Annotated in this window: 23 protein-coding genes and 1 tRNA gene; 13 read left to right on the forward strand and 11 right to left on the reverse strand. The window is 53.0% G+C overall.

Annotation, left to right across the window (positions count from 1 at the left end; genetic code table 11):
* Positions 1 to 133: 133 nt before the first annotated feature.
* A complete protein-coding gene (locus IE102_RS07725) occupies positions 134 to 694 on the forward strand; it encodes an HNH endonuclease (protein ID WP_189485811.1) in 561 nt (186 codons plus the stop codon).
* A gap of 3 nt (positions 695 to 697) precedes the next feature.
* Positions 698 to 1,024, forward strand: coding sequence for a hypothetical protein (locus IE102_RS07730; protein ID WP_229807616.1), 327 nt, complete (start codon positions 698 to 700; stop codon positions 1,022 to 1,024).
* 1 nt (position 1,025) lies between these two features.
* Here IE102_RS07730 and IE102_RS07735 read toward each other — a convergent pair whose 3' ends face one another.
* The 4 genes from IE102_RS07735 to IE102_RS07750 all read right to left on the reverse strand — a co-directional run bounded on the left by IE102_RS07735 (position 1,026) and on the right by IE102_RS07750 (position 3,506).
* The gene (locus IE102_RS07735; protein WP_189485812.1) at positions 1,026 to 1,502 is read right to left on the reverse strand and encodes a DUF1003 domain-containing protein; all 477 of its coding nucleotides are present in this window, start codon (positions 1,500 to 1,502) and stop codon (positions 1,026 to 1,028) included.
* Positions 1,499 to 2,104: a demethoxyubiquinone hydroxylase family protein gene (locus IE102_RS07740; RefSeq protein ID WP_189485813.1), complete on the reverse strand. Its 606-nt coding sequence runs from the start codon at positions 2,102 to 2,104 to the stop codon at positions 1,499 to 1,501. The genes IE102_RS07735 and IE102_RS07740 overlap by 4 nt, the downstream gene beginning before the upstream one ends.
* 80 nt (positions 2,105 to 2,184) lie before the next feature.
* A complete protein-coding gene (locus tag IE102_RS07745) occupies positions 2,185 to 2,763 on the reverse strand; it encodes a disulfide bond formation protein B (protein WP_229807617.1) in 579 nt (192 codons plus the stop codon).
* Between the two features lie 161 nt (positions 2,764 to 2,924).
* On the reverse strand, positions 2,925 to 3,506 hold the full coding sequence (locus IE102_RS07750; protein ID WP_189485814.1) for a YqaA family protein: 582 nt from the start codon (positions 3,504 to 3,506) through the stop codon (positions 2,925 to 2,927).
* Positions 3,507 to 3,793: 287 nt separating this feature from the next.
* Between IE102_RS07750 and IE102_RS07755 the strand changes: the two genes are divergently transcribed.
* From IE102_RS07755 to IE102_RS07780, 7 genes are all read left to right on the forward strand, one after another.
* Complete coding sequence (locus tag IE102_RS07755; protein ID WP_189485815.1) at positions 3,794 to 4,255, forward strand: MarR family winged helix-turn-helix transcriptional regulator; 462 nt, start codon at positions 3,794 to 3,796, stop codon at positions 4,253 to 4,255.
* 157 nt (positions 4,256 to 4,412) lie between these two features.
* The gene (locus tag IE102_RS07760) at positions 4,413 to 5,330 is read left to right on the forward strand and encodes a hypothetical protein (protein WP_189485816.1); all 918 of its coding nucleotides are present in this window, start codon (positions 4,413 to 4,415) and stop codon (positions 5,328 to 5,330) included.
* 98 nt (positions 5,331 to 5,428) lie between these two features.
* Positions 5,429 to 5,513: transfer RNA gene (locus IE102_RS07765), tRNA-Leu, on the forward strand.
* A gap of 172 nt (positions 5,514 to 5,685) precedes the next feature.
* Positions 5,686 to 6,963, forward strand: coding sequence for a tyrosine-type recombinase/integrase (locus IE102_RS07770; protein ID WP_189485817.1), 1,278 nt, complete (start codon positions 5,686 to 5,688; stop codon positions 6,961 to 6,963).
* Positions 6,964 to 6,975: 12 nt separating this feature from the next.
* A complete protein-coding gene (locus IE102_RS17855; RefSeq protein WP_229807618.1) occupies positions 6,976 to 7,143 on the forward strand; it encodes a hypothetical protein in 168 nt (55 codons plus the stop codon).
* Positions 7,144 to 7,157: 14 nt separating this feature from the next.
* On the forward strand, positions 7,158 to 7,241 hold the full coding sequence (locus IE102_RS18065; protein ID WP_373295594.1) for a hypothetical protein: 84 nt from the start codon (positions 7,158 to 7,160) through the stop codon (positions 7,239 to 7,241).
* Positions 7,242 to 7,253: 12 nt separating this feature from the next.
* Entirely contained in the window at positions 7,254 to 7,550 is a 297-nt protein-coding gene (locus IE102_RS07780) for a HigA family addiction module antitoxin (RefSeq protein WP_189485819.1), read from the forward strand.
* A gap of 170 nt (positions 7,551 to 7,720) precedes the next feature.
* On the opposite strand, the gene IE102_RS07785 is transcribed toward IE102_RS07780, so the two are convergent.
* Together IE102_RS07785 and IE102_RS07790 are read right to left on the reverse strand one after the other, a co-directional pair.
* The gene (locus tag IE102_RS07785; RefSeq protein ID WP_189485820.1) at positions 7,721 to 8,359 is read right to left on the reverse strand and encodes a hypothetical protein; all 639 of its coding nucleotides are present in this window, start codon (positions 8,357 to 8,359) and stop codon (positions 7,721 to 7,723) included.
* Positions 8,360 to 8,384: 25 nt separating this feature from the next.
* The gene (locus IE102_RS07790) at positions 8,385 to 8,597 is read right to left on the reverse strand and encodes an RHS repeat domain-containing protein (protein ID WP_189485821.1); all 213 of its coding nucleotides are present in this window, start codon (positions 8,595 to 8,597) and stop codon (positions 8,385 to 8,387) included.
* A 219-nt stretch (positions 8,598 to 8,816) separates the two neighbouring features.
* Between IE102_RS07790 and IE102_RS07795 the strand changes: the two genes are divergently transcribed.
* Together IE102_RS07795 and IE102_RS07800 are read left to right on the forward strand one after the other, a co-directional pair.
* Positions 8,817 to 12,908 (forward strand): RHS repeat-associated core domain-containing protein, encoded by a 4,092-nt coding sequence (locus IE102_RS07795; protein ID WP_189485822.1) that lies wholly within the window; start codon positions 8,817 to 8,819, stop codon positions 12,906 to 12,908.
* 261 nt (positions 12,909 to 13,169) lie between these two features.
* The gene (locus IE102_RS07800; RefSeq protein WP_189485823.1) at positions 13,170 to 13,781 is read left to right on the forward strand and encodes a hypothetical protein; all 612 of its coding nucleotides are present in this window, start codon (positions 13,170 to 13,172) and stop codon (positions 13,779 to 13,781) included.
* A 68-nt stretch (positions 13,782 to 13,849) separates the two neighbouring features.
* Here the strand turns inward: IE102_RS07800 and IE102_RS07805 are convergent, their stop codons facing one another.
* Complete coding sequence (locus IE102_RS07805; RefSeq protein WP_189485824.1) at positions 13,850 to 14,269, reverse strand: DUF3363 domain-containing protein; 420 nt, start codon at positions 14,267 to 14,269, stop codon at positions 13,850 to 13,852.
* Here IE102_RS07805 and IE102_RS07810 point away from each other — a divergent pair.
* Positions 14,262 to 14,945 (forward strand): site-specific integrase, encoded by a 684-nt coding sequence (locus IE102_RS07810; RefSeq protein WP_189485825.1) that lies wholly within the window; start codon positions 14,262 to 14,264, stop codon positions 14,943 to 14,945. The genes IE102_RS07805 and IE102_RS07810 overlap by 8 nt on opposite strands.
* A gap of 55 nt (positions 14,946 to 15,000) precedes the next feature.
* On the opposite strand, the gene IE102_RS18070 is transcribed toward IE102_RS07810, so the two are convergent.
* From IE102_RS18070 to IE102_RS07825, 3 genes are read right to left on the reverse strand one after another with little or no spacing between them, the layout of a single operon-like run.
* Positions 15,001 to 15,345 (reverse strand): type II toxin-antitoxin system RelE/ParE family toxin, encoded by a 345-nt coding sequence (locus IE102_RS18070; protein ID WP_373295584.1) that lies wholly within the window; start codon positions 15,343 to 15,345, stop codon positions 15,001 to 15,003.
* Positions 15,278 to 15,472 (reverse strand): hypothetical protein, encoded by a 195-nt coding sequence (locus IE102_RS07820; protein WP_189485827.1) that lies wholly within the window; start codon positions 15,470 to 15,472, stop codon positions 15,278 to 15,280. Before IE102_RS07820 ends, IE102_RS18070 begins: the two co-directional genes overlap by 68 nt.
* Positions 15,473 to 15,490: 18 nt before the next feature.
* On the reverse strand, positions 15,491 to 16,159 hold the full coding sequence (locus tag IE102_RS07825; protein ID WP_268247466.1) for a recombinase family protein: 669 nt from the start codon (positions 16,157 to 16,159) through the stop codon (positions 15,491 to 15,493).
* Positions 16,160 to 16,930: 771 nt separating this feature from the next.
* On the opposite strand from IE102_RS07825, the gene IE102_RS07830 reads away from it, so the two are divergent.
* The gene (locus IE102_RS07830; protein WP_189485829.1) at positions 16,931 to 17,266 is read left to right on the forward strand and encodes a hypothetical protein; all 336 of its coding nucleotides are present in this window, start codon (positions 16,931 to 16,933) and stop codon (positions 17,264 to 17,266) included.
* 75 nt (positions 17,267 to 17,341) lie between these two features.
* On the opposite strand, the gene IE102_RS07835 is transcribed toward IE102_RS07830, so the two are convergent.
* On the reverse strand, positions 17,342 to 20,383 hold the full coding sequence (locus IE102_RS07835) for a TonB-dependent receptor (RefSeq protein WP_229807619.1): 3,042 nt from the start codon (positions 20,381 to 20,383) through the stop codon (positions 17,342 to 17,344).
* Between the last annotated feature and the right edge of the window lie 219 nt (positions 20,384 to 20,602).

The raw sequence follows: 20,602 nt of genomic DNA on the forward strand, positions 1-20,602 counted from the left end.
TGTTTCTTTTTCGGTGAATCAGGTTCTTAATATCGATGTGGATAACCCATAACGACACATAAGGAGGCCGCGTCTTCCCCAAACCCTGTCGCTTACCCGCCCTGACCCCTTACGCGATGCGAAGGAGATGGCGATGAATATCTTAAAAAGCCCCCCCTCGGACTGGCGCGCCCTTGTGCTCAATTCCGATTTCCGGCCGCTGAGCTATTATCCCTTATCGACCCGTCCGTGGCAGGAAGTCGTTAAGGCCGTTTACGAAGGCCGCGTCGATGTGGTGTCGACCTACGACCTTGAAATCCGCTCGCCGTCTATGTCGATGCGCCTGCCCAGCGTTATTGCTCTTAAATCCTACATCGATCAGAACCGTCCACCGGCCTTTACGCGCTACAATGTGTTCCTGCGCGATAAGTTCTCGTGCCAGTATTGCGGAGCGCGGCATGACCTTACCTTTGACCATGTGGTGCCGGTATCTCAGGGCGGAAAGTCGACCTGGCAAAATATCCTGACGGCATGCGCGCCGTGCAACTTGCGCAAAGGGGGAAAAACTCCCCAGCAGGCACGTATGATGCCGACAAAAAACCCACACCGGCCAACAATGTATCAGCTACAGGAGCTGGGGCGTCGTTTTCCGCCTCACTATCTTCACGAAAGTTGGGTAGATTACCTGTATTGGGACACTTTGCTGGAGGCATAAAATATGCCCATTCGGTTTGAGCTGGATCGCCGTAAATTCGGCGTTCTGCACTTTGCGTTGTCGGGGGAACGGGCAGCCGAAGGTTACAAGGCGGTTAAGCGTGACGAGTTTGATGCGGCGTTACAGTCGGCGCTTAAGGTCAATCTGGAAACACGGCGTGAGCGCCTGTTTGGCCCGAAAGTGACGCGCTTCACCTTTCAGGGCGAGCCGGTGACGGTTCGGGTCGCGGCCAATGGCGATGTGCAGTTGGAACTGGGTGATCTGGATGATGATGTGCGCGAAACCATCATCGAAAAGCTCCGGCACAGCCTTGAATTTATGAATATCTGACTCAGTCGGGTTTTGTTGTCTCTTGTGCCAAACGGGCGTTACGTTCCTCGCACAAAACTTCGACCAGCTTGATCAGCCGGTTGATATCATCTTCGCGCATCATGTCGATTTTCTGGTGCAGGGCTTCGATATCCAGTTCGGCCTTCAGGTTCACATCGTAGTCCAGTTGCGCTTTACCGCGGTCGATGTCCGACTGACGGTTCTGCGACATCATCAGGATTGGGGCTGTAAACGCCGCCTGAAATGACAGGGCCAGATTAAGCAGGATAAACGGATACGGGTCCCATGCCTTGATCCAGGCAAAGACATTGACCACGATCCAGCCGAACAGCAGCACCGACTGAATGATGATGAACCGCCACGAGCCGACGATGGCGGCTATCCGGTCTGCGGCACGATCTCCCAGCGATAGTTCGGGTGTCTTACCGTGCAGATGGCGCAGACTGAAAGCGCGCACCTTATCGGGATCAATGGTCATATTTTCTCACTGATCTTAATCGCCAGACGACAACCGGCCTGCACGACCGCCGACAGCAGCGGGTAGGCGGGGGCCTGATGGGCGCCGGCACTAACCGCATGATCCTTATGGCCTATCTCATCGTCGCGGAACTTCATCAGTTCGGCGGCAAGGTCGGGTTCGCGGTCTTTCAGGTCTTCGATCTGCTCGGCATAGTGTTTTTCGATCACGCTTTCGACCGCTTCGGTGCAGGCGTGGGCAGCCTTTGGGCCCAGCAGCGCGGTGCCGACCCCAAGCCCCATAGCCGCCAGTCGCCAGACCGGTGTCATGACCGTTGGGCGGACGTCGTGTTCGCGCATCAGGGCATTAAAGCGATCCAGATGCACCTGTTCCTCAAATTCCATGCGCTTGAGGTCGTTGCTTAACGCCCGCTCAGGTGTCGCGGAAAAGACCATGCTCTGGGCGCGGTAGATGTGAACGGCCGCCAGTTCACCGGCATGATCGACGCGCAGGATTTCCTCTAAGCGGTGGCGTGCGGCCCCTTTGCCCGGACGTGGCGGCACACCCGACGGCGTGGGCGTGACCGCTTCGGGGATTTCTTCGACCAGAATATCGTCACTCATGGCAGGACTCCCGCAGGACTAAGCGCGTTCCAAAAAGTGTAGGGCAGTTTTTGGATGCAAATGCGCGACAAAGATAAAGCCTATTTTGTCAGGTTTTTAGGGCGGCGGAAGAAGTATTTTAGTCGCAGGGAGGCAATAAAGCTCAATACCGCCAGAATAGCCGAAATGATAGCATTCCATCCGGCCATGCTCAGGCCCCACATTTTCCAGGCGACCACATCACACTGCGGAATGGTGATCGGTGCGCCTGACAGCAGAGCGGCCATCGAATCGATGCTGATATCGTCACCGCCGCCGGTGCAGGTTTCGGGGCCCGGCCACCATTTCAACTCGACCCCGGCATGAAACAGGGCCAGAGCCGCGCCCGTGGCGAAAATGGCAAACAGCACAAAGGCAAACACCCTTGGCGGGCCCTTGGCGCCGGTAAACAGCGCCCAAACGCTGGCGATCAGCGATACCACCACGGCGATCCAGTAGATGTCGCGCTGCTTAAGGCACAGGTGGCATGGATCAAGCCCGCCGAATTTCTGAAACGCATGGGCCGCCATCAGCAGGGCCAGAGACGCAATCAGGGCCGTAATCGTCCACCAGCGGCCGAACAGGAGCGCGGCCCGCATGGTAAGTTTCTGGCCGGCCTTATCGAATTTTGAAGCGTTCATTCCCTATCCGCACGCAATCGGTAATCGTCGCGGTAACCCGCCGCCAGTGTGTGATCCGGCGGCGCGCATCATGCAACAGATTTCAGCCTTTGTCGCACCGTTTTTAACTAAGTCTCAAAAGGAGCGGGGGAAATCCGTCCAAAGTCTCCGCAGAAGCCCGCTTAGTGCGGGATCATCTTGATGGCGACAATCAGCAAAACCAGCACCGCCAGAGCGATAGCCGAAACCGTATAGATGCGCTTTTCGATCAGGTGGGTGATTTCCGGCCCGAACTTTTTCAAAAGGTACGCCACCAGCAAAAACCGCGGCGTGCGGGTAATGATGCAACTGGCGATAAAGATGCCCAGATTCATATGCCCAAGGCCTGCGGCAATGGTCACCAGCTTGAACGGAATGGGGGTTAGCCCCTTGGCGATGATGACCCAAGGACCCCACTGGGCCATAAAATCATGGAACTTTGACAGGTCATCGCTGTAGCCGAAAAGTTTCAGGAGCCAGATACCGACCGGCTCCAGATAATACCCGATGGCGTAACCCAGCATCGCCCCGAACACAGAAGCTATGGTGCAGACTATGGCATAGCGGTAAGCCTTGTCCGGCCGCGCCAGAGCCATAGGCGCCAGCATAACGTCGGGCGGGATAGGAAAGAATGAGCTTTCCGCAAACGATACGACGGCGAGCGCCTTTTCGGCATGGCGGCTGCCCGCCAGGTTGATCATCCAGTTATAAATGGGGCGCAGCACGTTTAAATCTTTGGCCTGAATAGAAATGATGAATTTCTATGGCATGTTGCAAACGCTAAGCAAACGGCTTTGTCGCTATGGGCGAACTTTATTTCAGACTGTGGCGCGGTTGAGTTGATTTCGTCATCTGGCGGATGTGTCGGTTTAGTGCAGTTGTTTGGCGGATTAACTAAAACTCATTTGTGTTAAGGGTTGAGCCAAGGCATAACCATGACAACAATAAGACTATAGCTGCGGCGACAACGCTCGACGCACGATTTTCTATACCCTTCAGGAGGCAGTTTGATATGTCGGTGAGTAAGCTTGCGCTTGATGATTACCTTCCCTACCGTTTGTCGGTAGCGTCGAACGCCGTCAGCACGCTTATTTCAACCGCCTACGACAGCATCCACGGGCTGAAAATTCCTGAATGGCGGCTAATCTGGGTACTGAACGAAGACGGTCCCTCGACCCAGCAGGCGCTGGTTAAGCGCACCGGCATGGATAAGGTCACAATCTCACGCGCCGCTCAGGCTTTGGCCAAACGTCGCCTGATCACCCGCGCGCCCCATGAATATGACGGACGTTCGCACCACCTGATTCTAAGTTCTGAGGGTGAGCGACTGTTTGCCGATGTTGCCCCGTCAGCGGTCGAGTTTGAAAAAGTCGTCCTGGCGAACCTCAGCGCGGAAGAGGTAGTGGTGCTTAAAGACCTGTTGCGCCGTGTCGAAGAGGCCGCGCTCAAGGTACAAAACGACAAATCCAAGTGATTTAAGGGGCCGAACTTTCGCCATTCAGGCATCTGGGACTCGTCACAGCGGGGGCGTTTGTGTTAACCTTATCCCTGTGTTAACGGTTACGATAAAGTGCGTTCCCGCTTGAGTGACGGGCGGCTGAGCGCAGGCGGGGGAAGTTCTGAACATGGCTATGAGGTACGACTCATTTACTCCGGCGGAAGATCCCAACGACTTCGCGTATGAGACGGTGTCCTATGACCTGAGCCTGCTGTTTCTGGCCATCGTCGTAGCCCTCATTCTGGCGTTTCTGCTGTGGGCGGCCTATGCCAAGGGTAAGTCGGATACGCGCAAAGCCCTTAGACGCCAGAGAGAACGGTCGGCTGAAAATATATATGAAGCTGTGCGCCGCGCATTGGATAAGGTCATTGTGTCCACGACTGATGGCATTTACGCGCCAACGAACGAGCTTCTGGCCGTTCTTGACAGCCGATTAGGTAAAACTCTGGCCTTATGTAGCGATATCAAAAAGCTGCGCGATACAATTAATAAAGCACTGGACGCCAAAGACGACGCTATCCCTAAAAAGGACGGCGCTAAAGATGGAACCATTCTGGTGCCGGTCAATCTCAATTTCGGCGGCACAACACCGGGAACCCCGCCGGTGGGTATAGTCTCGCCAGCCCAGGTCTACACCGGCGGCGGTCACATGCCGATGCGTTATCAGGAGCACCGCGCCGCCATTCGCATGGCCGTTGAGGAGTTGGATAGCTTTTGGCGTAACAAGCAATATGTCAAAAAGCTGATCATAGATGCTCAGGAAGAGTTGCTGTATTCTGAGGATATTCGGCCTGAAATTGACATTCTTGGGGTCTCTTTCGATGGTGCGCCCCGTCCGCGCCGCCGCCGTAATCCGTTCACGCGCCCACCCGAAGAGCATGGCCCGCACTCAGGCGGGCACTCTGGCGGGCACTCAGGTGGCGGGCATCATCAGGCCCCTTCCGCCAGCTATGCTGAGGCCGTACAGTCGGCTGCCGAAGCGCCCCGTCGGCCTGAGCCAGATCCGACGCCGCCCCCACCCAAGAAGCGCCGCCGGCCCGGACTGGCTTAAGGTTATTAAGACTGTGAACGGTAACGGATTTAGGCTTGCGTGGGGCCAAAAAAGCCTTTATCACCGCCGTCCTTACCCGTTAAAAATCCGTAATACGGGCCCCTGTGGTGGAATTGGTAGACGCGCCGGATTCAAAATCCGGTACCGAGAGGTGTGTCGGTTCGAGTCCGACCGGGGGCACCAGGATACCGTCCGGCTCAGTCCGGGAAACTTGAAAAATCCTTAAAAATCTGATACTTTAGGCAGTGAAACGTACATCGCTGTCCACGCTTGTCCGCCCGTTTCCATACCCCAGTAGGGGTAGAATTCGGGGTACGTTTCGCGAATTTGGCTCAACTCGCACACGGTACCCCACATGGCACTCACAGACGCTCAGATTCGCGGCGCAAAACCCAAAAGCGACCGCGCCTACAAACTGTATGATGAATACGGCCTATTTATACATATTTCTTTGTCCGGGGCGAAACTCTGGCGGTTTCGCTTCCAATACGCGGGTAAGGAGAAAACCCTATCATTGGGCGCATATCCCGCCATTGGCGTGCGGGAGGCGCGACATAACCGTGATGAGGCCCGCCGTCTGCTTGCCGCTGGCAAAGACCCGTCGGCTGAACGCAAACGCCAAAAGATCGCAACGAGCCTAGCAGCCAGGAACACCTTCGAGGCTGTGGCTGAAGAGTTGATCGACAAAAACGAAAAAGAAGGGATGGCCGAGGTCACACTCAGCAAGCAGCGCTGGATCGTCTCTTTGCTGGCCCCCTCCATCGGTGATCGACCCATTTCTGATCTTGAACCTCTGGAAGTTCTGAATGCCCTAAAGCAAATTGAAAAGGGCGCGCGATACGAGACCACACAACGCGCCCGGTCCCTGGCTTCACGTATATTCCGATATGCGATCATCACAGGCCGCGCCCGCCATAATGCGGCGGCGGACCTCGGCATGGCGCTTATTTCCCACAAGCCCAAACACCATGCCGCTATCATTGATCCCGACGCACTTGGCGCTCTTCTGAGAGCCATTGAAGACTTTGAAGCCGGTACGTCGGTGATGTTTGGTCTGCGCCTCTTGCCTCATGTCTTTGTCCGGCCAGGCGAGTTGCGTCATGCCGAGTGGCGGGAGTTTGATTTTGAAAAGGCGATCTGGCGCATTCCAGCGGGACGTATGAAGATGCGCGATGAGCATGTCGTGCCCTTGTCCCGGCAATCCATAGCCATCCTTCAGGAAGCGCGGTACTATCACATCAATGGTCCATTGGTGTTCCCAAGTGTCCGGACATGGATGAGACCCATGTCGGAAAATACCCTGACCGCCGCGCTTCGGCGGATGGGGTATTCTGGTGACGAAATGACAGCGCATGGCTTCCGAAGCACCGCCAGCACCCTCCTAAACGAAAGTGGCCTATGGTCGCCCGACACCATTGAGCGTGCTTTGGCTCATAAGGACGCCAATACAGTCAGAGGCATTTATCACCGGGGTACGCATTGGAAAGAACGAGTTGAAATGGCGCAGTGGTGGTCTGACCATCTGGATGAATTGCGCCTGACGGCTGGCCTCAAACGTGGTGAAGGCTCAAATGTTGCTCGTCAAGCAACGCCCTTCTTGACGTCAAGCACGTTGTCCGGTAGACAACAATGATTAAGAGTTTTGGTGACAAGATTACGAAGCAACTGTTTCAGGGGCTTGCCGTCAGGCGGATGGGATCAGGGGCTGCAAAAACAGGCCCTGAGACGTCTCAAATACATCGATGCGGCCGTCACCCTCGAAGACCTGCGGATACGCCTGCCAATCGACTGGAGGCTCTGCAAGGCGATCTGAAGGGCTGGTACTCGATCCGTGTCAATGATCAGTTCCGGATCATTTTTCGATGGTTTGATGACGAAGCTCACGACGTGAAACTGATAGATTACCATTGAGCGAGGTTTGCCATGTCCCACATCGAAATTGAACACCCTGGGATAATGCTTCGTGAGGATTTCCTTGAGACAATGGGTATAAAGCCTGGAGCCTTAGCCGCTGCTATCGGCGTTGACCGGGCGGCTATCAAGAAAATTATCGAGGGCAAACGAGCAATCACTGCCGAAATGGCACTACGGCTAAGTATCTTTTTCGGTACCACGGCTGAGTTCTGGATGAACCTGCAATCCGATTTTGACCTACGATTGGCTCGTCGCGAGCGGTTGGAAGAGTTTAAATCTCGGATTTTACCTAATGAGCCAGCTTGACCGGGGGGGAACGTTTGGCTTTGGCAAAGGTGGTCGCTTTGCCAGGGCTGCACTTTTCGAATGGCTTGAAATCAGTGCCTAAGCGATCGGCCCAAGCATTTAGCCTTATTGAGGCGCTTTTAAACTGAATCTATCGAGCTAGATAGGCACTCATTAACTAATGGTCGGCCTTATTGCGACGGCAAGGCGACCACCGGCATTGCTTTAAACTGAGGAAATTCGATCCTCACGGCGGATTGTCCGTAGACGGTAGGGTAAGGGCCGCACCGCGCTATAGCCATACGAGCTATGCTTTCGGAGTGCGATAAGGGTAGGTTATTCTCGGCATTGGGGACGCTTGACTTCGGTATTGCGTGGCCTAGGGGGGAAAAGCTCACATCTATGGAAACTGCTTCGATGGATGTGTCGGCTAAACTCTCCCAACAAGGCTTTATTATCCGCCAAAGTTCGTGGGGACTAAAGCCCGAACCGATGCCTCCAAAATCTTCGGACTGAGCATCAGTGTTTGCTGCCTGTTTGGCCGCCTCATGCAGGGGCTTAAGATCGTCTTCAATTGCTTCAATCGGAACCGGAATCGTATCGGACGTCGCGACGCTTTCCGAAATGTCGGGCGGCATTAGTTGAGGAAGCGCAATAAGGCTGACTTGGCCTTGAGATATGCCCTCGGTTGAGTAACCGTTCAGCGATCCCATGCCATAGCTTGAAACTGTGGTTTGGTGGCTCAGATAAAGTAATAGCGCCAAATGCACCGTGATGGCAGAAGCAAGAGCAACCGTGCGTCTATGCAAAAACAGACGATGTGACAGCATCGGTCTGGCTGAATCCATCGGCGTTTTACTGCTTCACGATCTGGGTGCGATTGCCAGCCTTGTCATAATAATAAAATACCTTAGTTCCATTGGCATAGTTAACTTCGATCACTCGGCCAAGAGAGTCGTATTTGTATGTGGTCGTACCCGCGATAGCTACAGTGCCGACTGAACCTGCCGCTATTGCAGCAAGGCAGATTAGACGGATCACCCATTTTCTAAATTTGTTACGTGTCATGTAGCCCCCCTCCGTACCAGTTCGCCCAATTAGAGGCTTTTCAAAAAAGTTTGCAACACAAAAAATCCCGTATAGCGCGAAAAAAAATCTTGCAAGTTTTTATATGGTGTGGGTACCTATCTACCTATAGGGGTGGGTGTGATTTTGAGGGGGCGCGAATTTCGCGTATCTCGCTTCAAGAAGCAGCTCACATTTTAATTGATTTGAATGGGGCTGTGTATGAGAAAGCTGGGACTAATCGCGGCATTGTGTGCCTATGCGTCAGTCTTCGGTGGTAGTGTTGCGTATTCGCAATCAGCACCCCACAGCGTCGCCCCGCCGTCGGTAAGTACCATCGATGATAATGGTGTCGACCTTGTCAATAAGACCTTCAATGTAAACTCAAACCTAACCACAATATCTATTGGTGATGGTTTTTCACGAGCCATAGGCAATAATAGACGGCGAGATAACTGGACGATTACACTCCACAGCTCTGGAGGTTATAATGTCAGCACCGGTGACTCTTCAGAAAAGTTTACTCAGTCAGGTGTCAACTTTGTAAACGCTGAGAGTAGCGGGTCAACGCTGGAAAATGGCTCTGTTGCAAACACTTATAAATACAGCAGCAGGAATGGCGACGTATTCATTTTTGATGCTTCGCTCGCCACCACCTACGGCATTGATGCTAACAAGGGGTTTGCCACGAGCATTACAAAAGCCGATGGGGAGGTGATTACCTTCTCATACAAAAGTGAGATGATTCAGGATGAGGTGGACCCAAGAGGAGGTCTGATCCGAGCAACGCGGTTAAGATCGGTCTCTAGTAGCAAAGGGTACATGCTGCATTATGATTATGCATCGGACGTTATGGGGTCAGGTACTGATTTCACAATAACGAAAGTTACGGCGATCAACACTTCAGTAGACTATTGCGCCCCAACTGCCGACGCTTGCCCTACCTTTTCTCAAATTTGGCCGAATGTCACTTATGGCACGGTGGTTACGGCGGTTGACGGCGCCACTGTCAACCTTGGAGGTGGGACGTCCACCAATATCATTGGCAACCCTGTTAGCCGGACCATCACGTATACAAATGGTTCAAAGGATATATATACGATTAGTGGAAACAATGCGACCTATACCAATCAGGTGGGCACGTGGTCGTATGCATGGGTGACCAGCGGGACGACTGTCACCCTGACCATAACCGACCCCTTAAGTCGTACGCGCGTTTTGACGTTTAATTCGACGCAAAAGCTTATTTTAACTGACAAAAATGCTTTAAACCAAACGACGAGTTATCAGTACGATACATATGGCCGTACAACCCGCGTTACATATCCCGAAGGCAATTATACTGCGTATACGTATGATGCGAGAGGCAATATCACCGAAGAAAGAGTCGTCGCGAAATCCGGTTCTGGGCTGGCCGACCTAGTAACGTCGTACGGTTATGACAGCGTTTGTTCAAACATAAAAAAATGTAACAAGCCAAATACGGTCACGGATTATGCCGGAAAAACGACTGACTATACCTATGACGGAAATGGCCTGCTACTTTCGGTAACGTCACCCGCACCTTCCGTAGGTGCCGTAAGACCTCAAGCGCGTTACGGTTACGCACAGGTGCCAACCTATTCGAAAAACAGTTCGGGCGTTTTGGTCCAGGCTGGGTCCATATGGGCACAGACAATAATCGCGACATGTAAAACACTCGCATCGTGTGCCAGCACTGCGGATGAATTGGTCACGGAGTTTATTTATACCGGGTCTAACAATCTGCAACCCACCACGGTGAAGAAACGCGCTGCTGACAATAGCTTAGTGGCGCTCACTACCCTCACCTATGATAACATAGGGAATGTTATCTCAGAAAATGGCCCCAAATCTGGCGATGGTGATAAGACCGTTTATTTTTATGACGGTGTTCGCAGAGAGATTGGCCGCATAAGTGGTGACCCGGACGGAGCGGGGGCGTTAAGGTCGAAGGCTGTTCGGACGACCTATGACACAATGGGAAGGGCTACTAAGGTTGAAACCGGCGTCGCGAACGGTCAAACTTTGGGCGACCTGAATTCTATAGCCGTGATTCAGAAGCAGGAAGCCACCTACGATCTGATAGGGCGCGTTATCTTAGCTAAAGCGACCGTATACACGCCTGCAAACCTGTCGGGTAAAATTGTGTCCTTGGCGCAAACTACTTATGACAATGCAAACCAGATTACGTGCACTGCGGAGCGCTTAAACCCCACGACTTATGGGACGCTACCATCTTCGGCCTGCTCTTTGGCCACGGCAGGGACGGACGGGCCCGACAGGATTACGCAGTTCACCTATGACAACATTGGTCGGGTAACAAAATCTACAGTTGGACTAGGCACTGCTGAAACTTCTGACATCGACAAGACTTTCACAACCAACGGTCAATTGGCGACATTGAAAGATGGCCGTGGAAATCTCACGACCTACGAGTACGATGGCTTTGACCGTAATCTCAAGGTCCGATACCCGACGGCTGCCAATGGCGCCGTTAGTTCCACAACAGATTACGATGGAAAGACATACGACGCATATGGTCGTGTGACGACGGTGCGCAGGAGAGACGGCCAGACGTTTACTCTAACTTATGATGACCTGCATCGGGTGTCTACGACGTCTCTTGGCGAGAATTACTACTATAACAATTTAAATGAAGTGACGATTGTGGCCACGCCCGGCCAGTCGATCTGGTACACCTATGATACGTTCGGACGCGCCACCAACGAAAACACTAATGGTTTGTCGTTAAGTTACGAGTACGACATTTCTGGAAACGTAACCCGAATGACGTGGCCGGACTCGTTCTATGTCACCTACGAATATAACGCTGGTGGTTATCTTAATTTAGTTAAAGAGAACGGTACCAATAGTCTATTAAGTTATGCGTACAGCGACTATGGCTTGTTTAGTTTGACGCGTGAAAATGGCGTGGTAACTACGTATGGCATTGACGAAGGGGCACGGTTAGGGACTCTATCGCACGATTTGTCCGGGACAACGCATGATCAGGTTATAGGCTTGCTCTATTCGGAGTCGAGCCAGATCAAACAAAGGACGATGTCCAATAATGCTTACGAATGGAATTACGTCCCGGCATCCAGAGGGTACACGCATAATGGCCTAAATCAGATGGCCACGGTTACCGGTGCGACATTTACCTACGATGGACGTGGGAACCTTACGTCTGATGGTGCGGTAACATTTGGTTATGACATTCTCAATAGGCTGACTTCGGTTTCGACGGGGGTGAATGTATCTTACGATTCCGTTGGTCGTATATGGCAAACATCGTCGACGCTTGGTGGGGCCACCCGTTTCCTAAATAGCGGGAACAGCGTCGTGGCAGAGTATAATGGCTCAAATGTCTTGCAACGCAAATATATACACGGAGCCGACGGCGGCGCGCCCGAAGTCTGGTATGAGGGCAGCGGAACGACTGACAAGAGATTTTTGGTCTCTGACGAGAGAGGTTCAGTGGTTTCGGTAACGAATTCGACCGGTACCTCAATCGCGACCAATACCTATGACGAGTTTGGGATACCCGGTGCTGGCAATGCTGGTCGGTTCCAGTATGCAGGTCAGATGTGGCTGCCGGAGTTGGGGTTATATTACTACAAAGCCCGGTATTACTCGCCGACCATAGGAAGGTTTATGCAGCCTGATCCAATCGGATACGGTGATGGCATGAATATATACTCGTATGTGGCAAACGACCCAATCAATATGGTTGATCCCTCTGGACTGGCCAAACTTCCGCTGCTTTGGGAGGATGATCCAGAGCCGATCGTTACCGTTACTGTCAGAGCGTGCGTCGCTGATCTTTGTGTTACGCCTTCGCAACTAGGGCCTGACGGAATTTGTGGTGCAGCCCCGGGGCTATGTGAAAGTAATCTGCAAGAACCCATCACAGAAGTAATTGTAAATATTAAGCTTCCTAAAGAAAATGAAAGCAAGGCGTGTAAAGTAGCTAAGGGGATATCAGCTCGAACAGATCACAAAATAAAATCCTGGGATAAAAATAATCCTCACAGGAGAAATAATCCCGAAGTTATGGCTCATGGAGCCGCTACAGCGAGATCTAGGTTGGATGTTGCAAAAACTGCTCAAGGAAACATAGATAATCCGGTTGCGCAAATTGGAGTTGGGGCTGGTGCTGCTAGAGTACACCCCATATTGGGGGCCGCCTACACTGGATGGACTGGTGTATGGTCGTGGGAGCAGGGAGATGCAACTGAGACGGCGGCTGCCTATGATAATAAATTGAATGAAATTGCTTCATGTGGAAAATAGGGAGCGCAATGTCTGAAATGTGGAACTATATCAAAAGCTTTTATTTGCGTTATCATGCCGTCTTTTATGTAGGCATTATCGCTTACTTACTTAGAGGGGGCGACGGTCGCGAAGATTATTTTTCAAGTGAAAAAGTAGTGATTTATTTGTTATTATTTTTAACTTTTGTTCTCTTTGACTATATAATATTTTATTTTAGCAAAAAGCGGTCCAAATCTAAATAATTGTAGGGTTTGTCGTAGATAAGGCGACTAATCAACGATGGTGATATGGGCTTATCAATATCGAAATTTATCCGATTTTTACGTGATGGTGGCTTTCAGTGTAGTTGAATGTCCATTAACGCTTTTCTACGTCTATGAATTCTTTATGTTTTTTTCAAGGTGGGATGCCGATCCAACATCCATTACAAAAAGGGCTGGCGATAACTCACTTATTGCAACAACATCCATTTCTTATGACGTGTTTGGGAATGTTGTTAGTGAGGATGGTCCAAAGTCTGGCGATGGCGACAAAGTCATTCATTTTTATGATCTTGGCCAACGCCGCATCGGGTCTATATCCGGAGACCCTGATGGAAATGACTCTCTGAAACGTAAAGCTGTTCGAACCATTTACGACAACATGGGAAGGGCATCTAGAGTCGAAACCGGCGTTGCTTCTGGCGAAACATTAAATGATCTGAATTCGATGGCTGTCATAGGCAAGCAGGAAACGACGTATGATCTGATTGGTCGAAAGATATTATCAAAAATAACGACTTTCACACCGGCAAACCCTTCTGGCAAAATCATGTCGCTGGTGCAAACTACTTATGATAGTGCCAATCAGGTCACTTGTGCCGCTGAGCGATTAGTCCGGACACGGATTTAGGGGTTTAGAACTACCTTTGGACCGGCATGGTGCGGCATGGATAACACCGGAGAGGTTGCGTGTTTGGCCTATCTGCTGAGCCCTCGGTCTCGCCCGAACGACCAGCTAACGTTATCGCCCCGGCTGATCCCGCCGACCTGTTTGCCAATGTGCCGCTCCAGCACCGGCCGCCATGGTACCAGGGCAAAGTCTCTGGCCCGCTCGACCACGGCGAACTTATCGCCGTTGCTGAGGGTGACACTGCCGGTCAGCTTACCCTCAAAGTTCTCGTATCTGACTATTCGGCCCATAGGCTTGCCCAGTTCCTGCGATAGGCGTTGGCCTTCGGTGGCCTTCTCGCGGTCGGTAAGCTGCTTTTCAAGGTTGCGATCATAACTGAAGGTGCCATCACCATTGGACTGGAACAGGCCTTCTTCGATCATCCAGTTATAACGGGCACGCAGCGCTTGAGTGACCTGCGCGCCAAAGACCTTTGAAGAGGTGTTCACGCTCTTCATCAATGACCCATCGAAGAAACGGACGCCCAAGACCGTCGCCCGGTATCATGAAATGGTGAGCGTCCTGTTTGACATCCTCGGCAAGGGTACCCCGGTGGAACACATCGACAGGGAGGCATGTAGGATGAGATTGAACGAAATCTGCTCGCTCGAACCACAGGACATCATTGAGGTAGACGGTATTCCTTGCTTCTCCGTCAATGAGGGCAATGACAAACACTTGAAAACAGACGCCAGCCGTCGCCTAATTCCGATACATCAATCCCTTTTGAAGATGGGTATTCTTGAGGTTTGCGGTATTCGGCAACGCGACGGATCAAAAAAGCTGTTCCCCGAATTACCACGCTCGAAAAACGGCCATTACTCGGTTGAGTTCTCAAAATGGTATGGGCGCTACAGCCGTCCGCTGATCAATCCGCTGATGAACGAAAAAACCGATCATAAGCTGTTCGTATGTCATTCCTACCGTCACTGCTTCCGAGACGCCCTACGCGACGCAAGGATTGACGAGCAGCTTACCGTGGCACTTGGAGGATGGGCGTCGGCCAGCAAGCACGAGGTTCATCAGAATTATGGCCGTGGCCATAGCGCCCATCACCTCAAAGAGGCCATCGACCTGATCTCATATCCCGGTTTGGATTTAGACCATCTTCTGAACGACAGGTAATACCCGTCTATGAGCGACCTGTCCGGCCGTTGTTATCGACCCCGGACGGGCTGACTCAGGATGAAAAGGGGAATTTACGGGAGGCGTGATACACCGTCAGAATCTCTATGCGCTCGCGCAATCGATATACCGCGATATATGGGGTGCCGCTGACAACCAACAGTCTCGTATCCGGTTCGGTGCCTACTCTACCGATTTTCGGATAGAAGCTTAATCCAGCCACGCTTTCGACAATTCGACGAACAACCCGTTCCGCAGAGCGAGGACTGTCTAAAGCGATGTAAGAACCAATATCATCAAGGTCTTGCGCGGCCGTCTCAGTCCAGATGATCTCAACCATTCGTGACGAATTTTTGAATGACAGCGCGGATGTCTTCTGCGGTCGCAAACCGACCTTCATCCGCAGCCTTAATTCCTGCCGCTATCTTCTCGGCCTGCCATGCCTGAACATCAACCGACGCTTCTGTTTCAAAGCGCGGTGGAAAGGTTGCGTCATCAAATGACAATGGCTTTTCGGTAGGTTTCATATGGACAATATGCCAGATTCATGTGGCAACGACCAGTCTTTTCAATTGGCCGGTAGTTACGGATTTGAAGCATTCGCCACCGGTCTTTTCGAGGTTCGATTGCCACCCTTTTGATGAGCATGGGCTGACGAGCCGGTACAGAGTGTTCCTCGTCACCCCAAGCTCTTTGCACAGGTCACCGACATTCGTGTCCCGGCTGGCCATGCCATGCTGCGCGCGCCTTAACATTGATGGTGTCAGCACGAACTTGCGCCCTCCCATTCGACCACGTGCCCTTGCGGCTGCCAGACCCGCAACAGTGCGCTCTTTGATCAATTCTCGTTCGAACTCGGCCAGACTGGCGAAGATGCCGAATATGAGCTTCCCGCTGGCGGTCGTGGTATCGATGCTGGCTCCATGACCCGCCAAGACCTTCAACCCAATGCCACGCGCCGTCAGGTCATGGACGGTGTTGATCAGGTGGCGCAGATCGCGGCCCAAGCGGTCGAGCTTCCAGATGACGAGCGTATCGCCCTCCCTGAGCGCTTTCAGACACGCCAGCAATGCCGGGCGGTCATCCTTCTTCCCAGATGCGGTATCTGAGTAGATGTCCTCTACCTTCACCCCAGACCCGATCAAGGCATCCATCTGCATATCTGTATTCTGATCATGTGTGGAAACGCGCGCATAGAGGAGAGTGCCTTCCAAGATGTTAAGCGTGAGATAGAGTTCAGTTTATATGGTATGGAGATGAATAGTGTGCTTGAACCAATGGGGCGTGTTCTTTGGAGAGTCACTAACTCAGCCAGTTCGCGCGTTCTATTCCCTGTTTTGGATGGGTTAACTGCGCAGAACGAAATCGAAGAGATAGTCAAGGCGGCTTAGTTTCTCGATGTAAGCCCCACTCGAGGAAAGGACGTATTTAAAGAGGCGCTTTCAAGTTACTCAGGAACGCCTCTTCTTCGGATCGTGCTTGCTAGTCATATTCTTTGGCGTGTGTTTTGGAACCATTACAAAACAGCTGGCTCAGCGCCTTTGATTGCCAGCGCCAAACGTGCATTAGCACCTATTGGCTTAAAACCATCACCAGCGCGCGTAGCTCATGCCCAAAAAGGACCGCATGGCTGATTTTTACCGCCGATCTAGTTTGTAGGTCTAGAAGAAACCTCAATGAATCTAAGGCAATTCTTTTGACGGTTTGTAACTATACCAAATTGACTTTATTGGTTTTTTGCCCACCGACCGGGGGCACCAGAATTTTTCTCCGATAAATTTGGATTTTAGCAGCGTTCAGCGGTAAGCAGTCTGCGCTCCCACTTGGTCGCTAGTCGCGGCACTCGGCGATGACGGCTTTCGCTCACAACCAAAAATCGCGTTAAGTATGAAAATCGTTGGGGTCAGGCCCCGATTTTGCATATGCTCACGCCATTGACCTGAGCCGTCCAGAAACGGCGCACTTATTCGTGGATGGTGACTAAGATGATAGCGACGTGGCAGGATGCGATTGCGTGGGGTGTGCTGGTCTTACCCTTGATCGTGCTGGCCTGGGCGGCCATGTGGTTTGTCAATGTGCAGGCCGAGCGCAACCGCTATGAGCGCTATCAACGCTTTCATGCCATTATGGAACAGTTGGGCAGCAAGGATGGCTCAACGGCGGACAAGATGGCGGCGGCCTATGAGCTGCGTAACTACCGCGAATATGCCGATGTGATCTCGAAAATCTTCGCCAATGGCCATGTCCGCACCGATGCCAATGACATGCTTCAGGCCCAACTAAAAGAAACCCTCAAATACGTGCGCGGGCCTAAAACTTAAACCAACCCACAATAGGATGTAAAAAAAGCCGCCGGTGGTGACACCGGCGGCTTTTAGTTTACGGGTTACGCTTAACTAGTACTTGTAGGTCATGCCAAAGGTGACCGTGCGGCCAATACGCGTTTCAAACAGAGTGTCCTCACGGGTGGAGTCGATAAACAGGCGGTTCTGCTCATCGGTCAGGTTCTGGGCTTCGAGCGAGATCTTCAGGCGGTCGCTGACGGCGTAAGAGGCCGAAGCGTCGACATAGAAGGTATCGTCATTGCCTTGCAGATCGCTGCCCGCCGACGCCGGGATGCCGCGGATATAGTTGCCGCGATAGGAGCCGGTGGCACGGACGCTGAACTTATCGTCTTCGTAGTAGATGGTCCCCGAAGCCGATTCCCGTGACAGGCCGGTCAGGTCGTTGGTCGTAGTGACGGTCGGAGACAGGATATAGGTGATCTCAGAGCTGATGTTGGTGTAGTTACCCAACACCCCGATATTGGCAAACGGGCCCGGCAGGAAGTCGAGATCGAACTGAGCGTTCAACTCATAGCCTTTGAGCGGGCCGCCCGGCGTGTTGGTGAAGCGGGCGACGTTAAACAGATCGGTGGCCACGGCACCGCTGGCGTTACCGACCAGCAGTTCTTCGGGCAGGCCAAGCTGGTTATAAGGCACCAGTTCATTGACGCGCTGAACGAAGGTTTTGATGTCCTTATGGAAATAAGCGACGGAAACCAGTGAGCCCGGACGGAAGTACCATTCCAGAGCCGCATCAAACGTGGTGGCGCGGATCGGATCAAGGAACGGGTTGTTGATCGTGCCGGTACGGGTCGTGAAGGTCACGCCGCTGGCCGGGGTAAGTGCACCCAGTTCCGGACGGGACATGACCTTGGCGGCCGAGAAGCGGGCCAGCAGGTCAGGCGTGATCTCAAACACGATATTGGCGGATGGCAGGGTATCGCTGTAGCTACGCTCGACTTCGTTACGCAGGCCACGGGTCGGATATGGAGATCCTGCGGGGGCAGTTACCGGAATATGGCCTACCGCGAACTGATCGGTGAAGACGGTGCGGATGCCGATATCGCCGCGTACCGGTACGGGCAGCAGGCTGTCGGTATTAAACTCGGTCATGAAGTAAACGCTCTTGACCGTTTCCTTGATCTGCGACTTACCGGCGCCGCATTCAATGCCGCAGTACTGGAAGCTGTCGAAATCAAAGACATCGCGCCATTTGGCAGAGTCAACCGCCAGCCAGCTTGATGGCGCACCGCCGCCCCACAGTTCATCCACGCCCGTGATCTGCGTGGTGATGCTGGCCAGTGTTACACCGGCGGGCAGGGCCTTTACCGCGACCTGACTTGGGATCAGGTTGAGGTTGTAGGCGTTGAAATCGTTCTCGCGGAACTGCCCGCCAACCTTGAACGTAACGTCGGCATTCAACTCATATTTGGTATCGAGGTTGATGGTGGTGATCTTGGTCTTGTTATTGGCCGGCTTGCCCTGAACCGAGAAGCCGCCGGTGACCGTGCCGTCAGCCGCACCTGGAGCGTAGAGGAAGTTAGCCGGATCAGAGACATCGACGCCAAAATCAAGCACCGGTGTCGTGCCGCCGCCCCGGAAATCGATCGACACATTGTCGGCATCAATGATGTCAACAAAGGTTTGCAGGCGCATCGGGCCGTCCCACACCGATTCCGACACGCCAACCATACCGGACACTTCAAAGCGTTCGGTGAAGCGGCGGCGGAAGTTCAGGTTGGCTTGCTTGAACTCGGAGGTGAACTGATCAACCAGCCCTTCGGAGCGGATATCCATGCCGTCGAACAGGCCGTAAACCAGTGAGCCATTGTCGTCGAATTCGACATCCTTGACCGAGACCATAGGCTGGCCGTTATTGCCGATGTTACGGGCCAGAGACAGCATGGCGATATAGTTATCGCGGCGCTCAACTTCGTACTTGGAATAGAGCACGTCGAACGATACTTCGGTATCGCTGTCAGGGCGCCATTGGAAGGTCAGGCTACCGCCGGTGCGCTTGGCGTCCTGCTCGGAGTTAACGTAACGCGGAATACGCGGGAAGAAGGCACCCGAACCTGGGGTGGTCAAAGCATCAGCGCGGCGCAGATTATAGATGGTGTTGTAGGCGGCAATCGTGCCGGTGCGCGGATTGTTGGTCGAGCAGTTGGTGGCCGTGGCCCCCTTGGCCCCGTGAACCGATGGATCAGGGCTGATGGTGGCTCCCCCGGTCGGTGATACCCAGCCGATAGGCGTGCAGAACGGCTGCGCCTCGTTTAACGGAGCGGTCGTGACCGGAAGGCCTGCGGCGTCGCGGCGGATGGCATTAAAGGCATTGATGTTAGACGGCAGGATATCAACCGCAGAATAACCGACTTCGCGGATATTGCGATCCTGATAGGTCAGGGTGCCCAGAATGCCGAACTTGCCATCGGCGAATTTCTTGGAGGCCAGCAGCGATAGGCGCGGATCGGTGGATTTGCTGACCTCATTATACACGCCCTTAGCCGTGAAGCTTAAGACCTGATCTTCTCGGTAATCGAACGGGCGCGGGGAACGCAGGTCAACCGTGGCACCCAGCGAGCCTTCTTCGACATCGGCGGACGCGGTCTTGCGGGTCGACAGGGCCGAGAAGATTTCCGACGGGAAGACGTTGAAGTCAAAGCTGCGGCCGGAGTTGCCCGCGCCGTAAATGTCCGACGATCCGGTTTGTGCCGCGCCTTCCATGCCGTTCAAGCGCACACGGGTGTAGCCAGGGCCCAAGCCGCGTACGGAAATGTTACGGCCTTCGCCACCGTCGCCGCGCGACAGGGTCACGCCGGGGATGCGCTGCATCGATTCGGCCAGGTTTGAATCCGGGAATTTGGCGACATCTTCGGACAGGATCGAATCGACCGTGCCGGCGCTGTTTTTCTTGACGTTAAGCGCGCTTTTCAAGCTGCCGCGAAAGCCGGTCACAACCACTTCGGTCACATCGTCTTCGGCGGCAGGCGCTGGCGTTTCCTGTGCCATAGCCGCACCGGCGGCCAATGCCAAGGCCAGAACCGAGGCCGTCATCATGGTGGATTTGATTGGGCGCACGCCCTTGGTCACGCCGTAATTACGGGTGTTTTTCATCCTGTTGTTCCTTTTTACACAACCGCCTCAATTAAGGATAAGGCGGCTGACCCTGTTGCTTCGGTTCTTTTGACGACCGAAGCTGTTACTGATTTTTGTTTTATCGCCTTATGAGGGCAATAATTGTCACACTATTACGGATTCTGGGGTTTTCAAACGCAATTATGCTCAAAAGCGCGCGCAAAAAATCTTATACGATCTTGTGTGGCTTATTTGCAC

The sequence above is a fragment of the Asticcacaulis endophyticus genome (genome assembly GCF_014652575.1).
In the GTDB taxonomy this organism is placed as follows: domain Bacteria; phylum Pseudomonadota; class Alphaproteobacteria; order Caulobacterales; family Caulobacteraceae; genus Asticcacaulis; species Asticcacaulis endophyticus.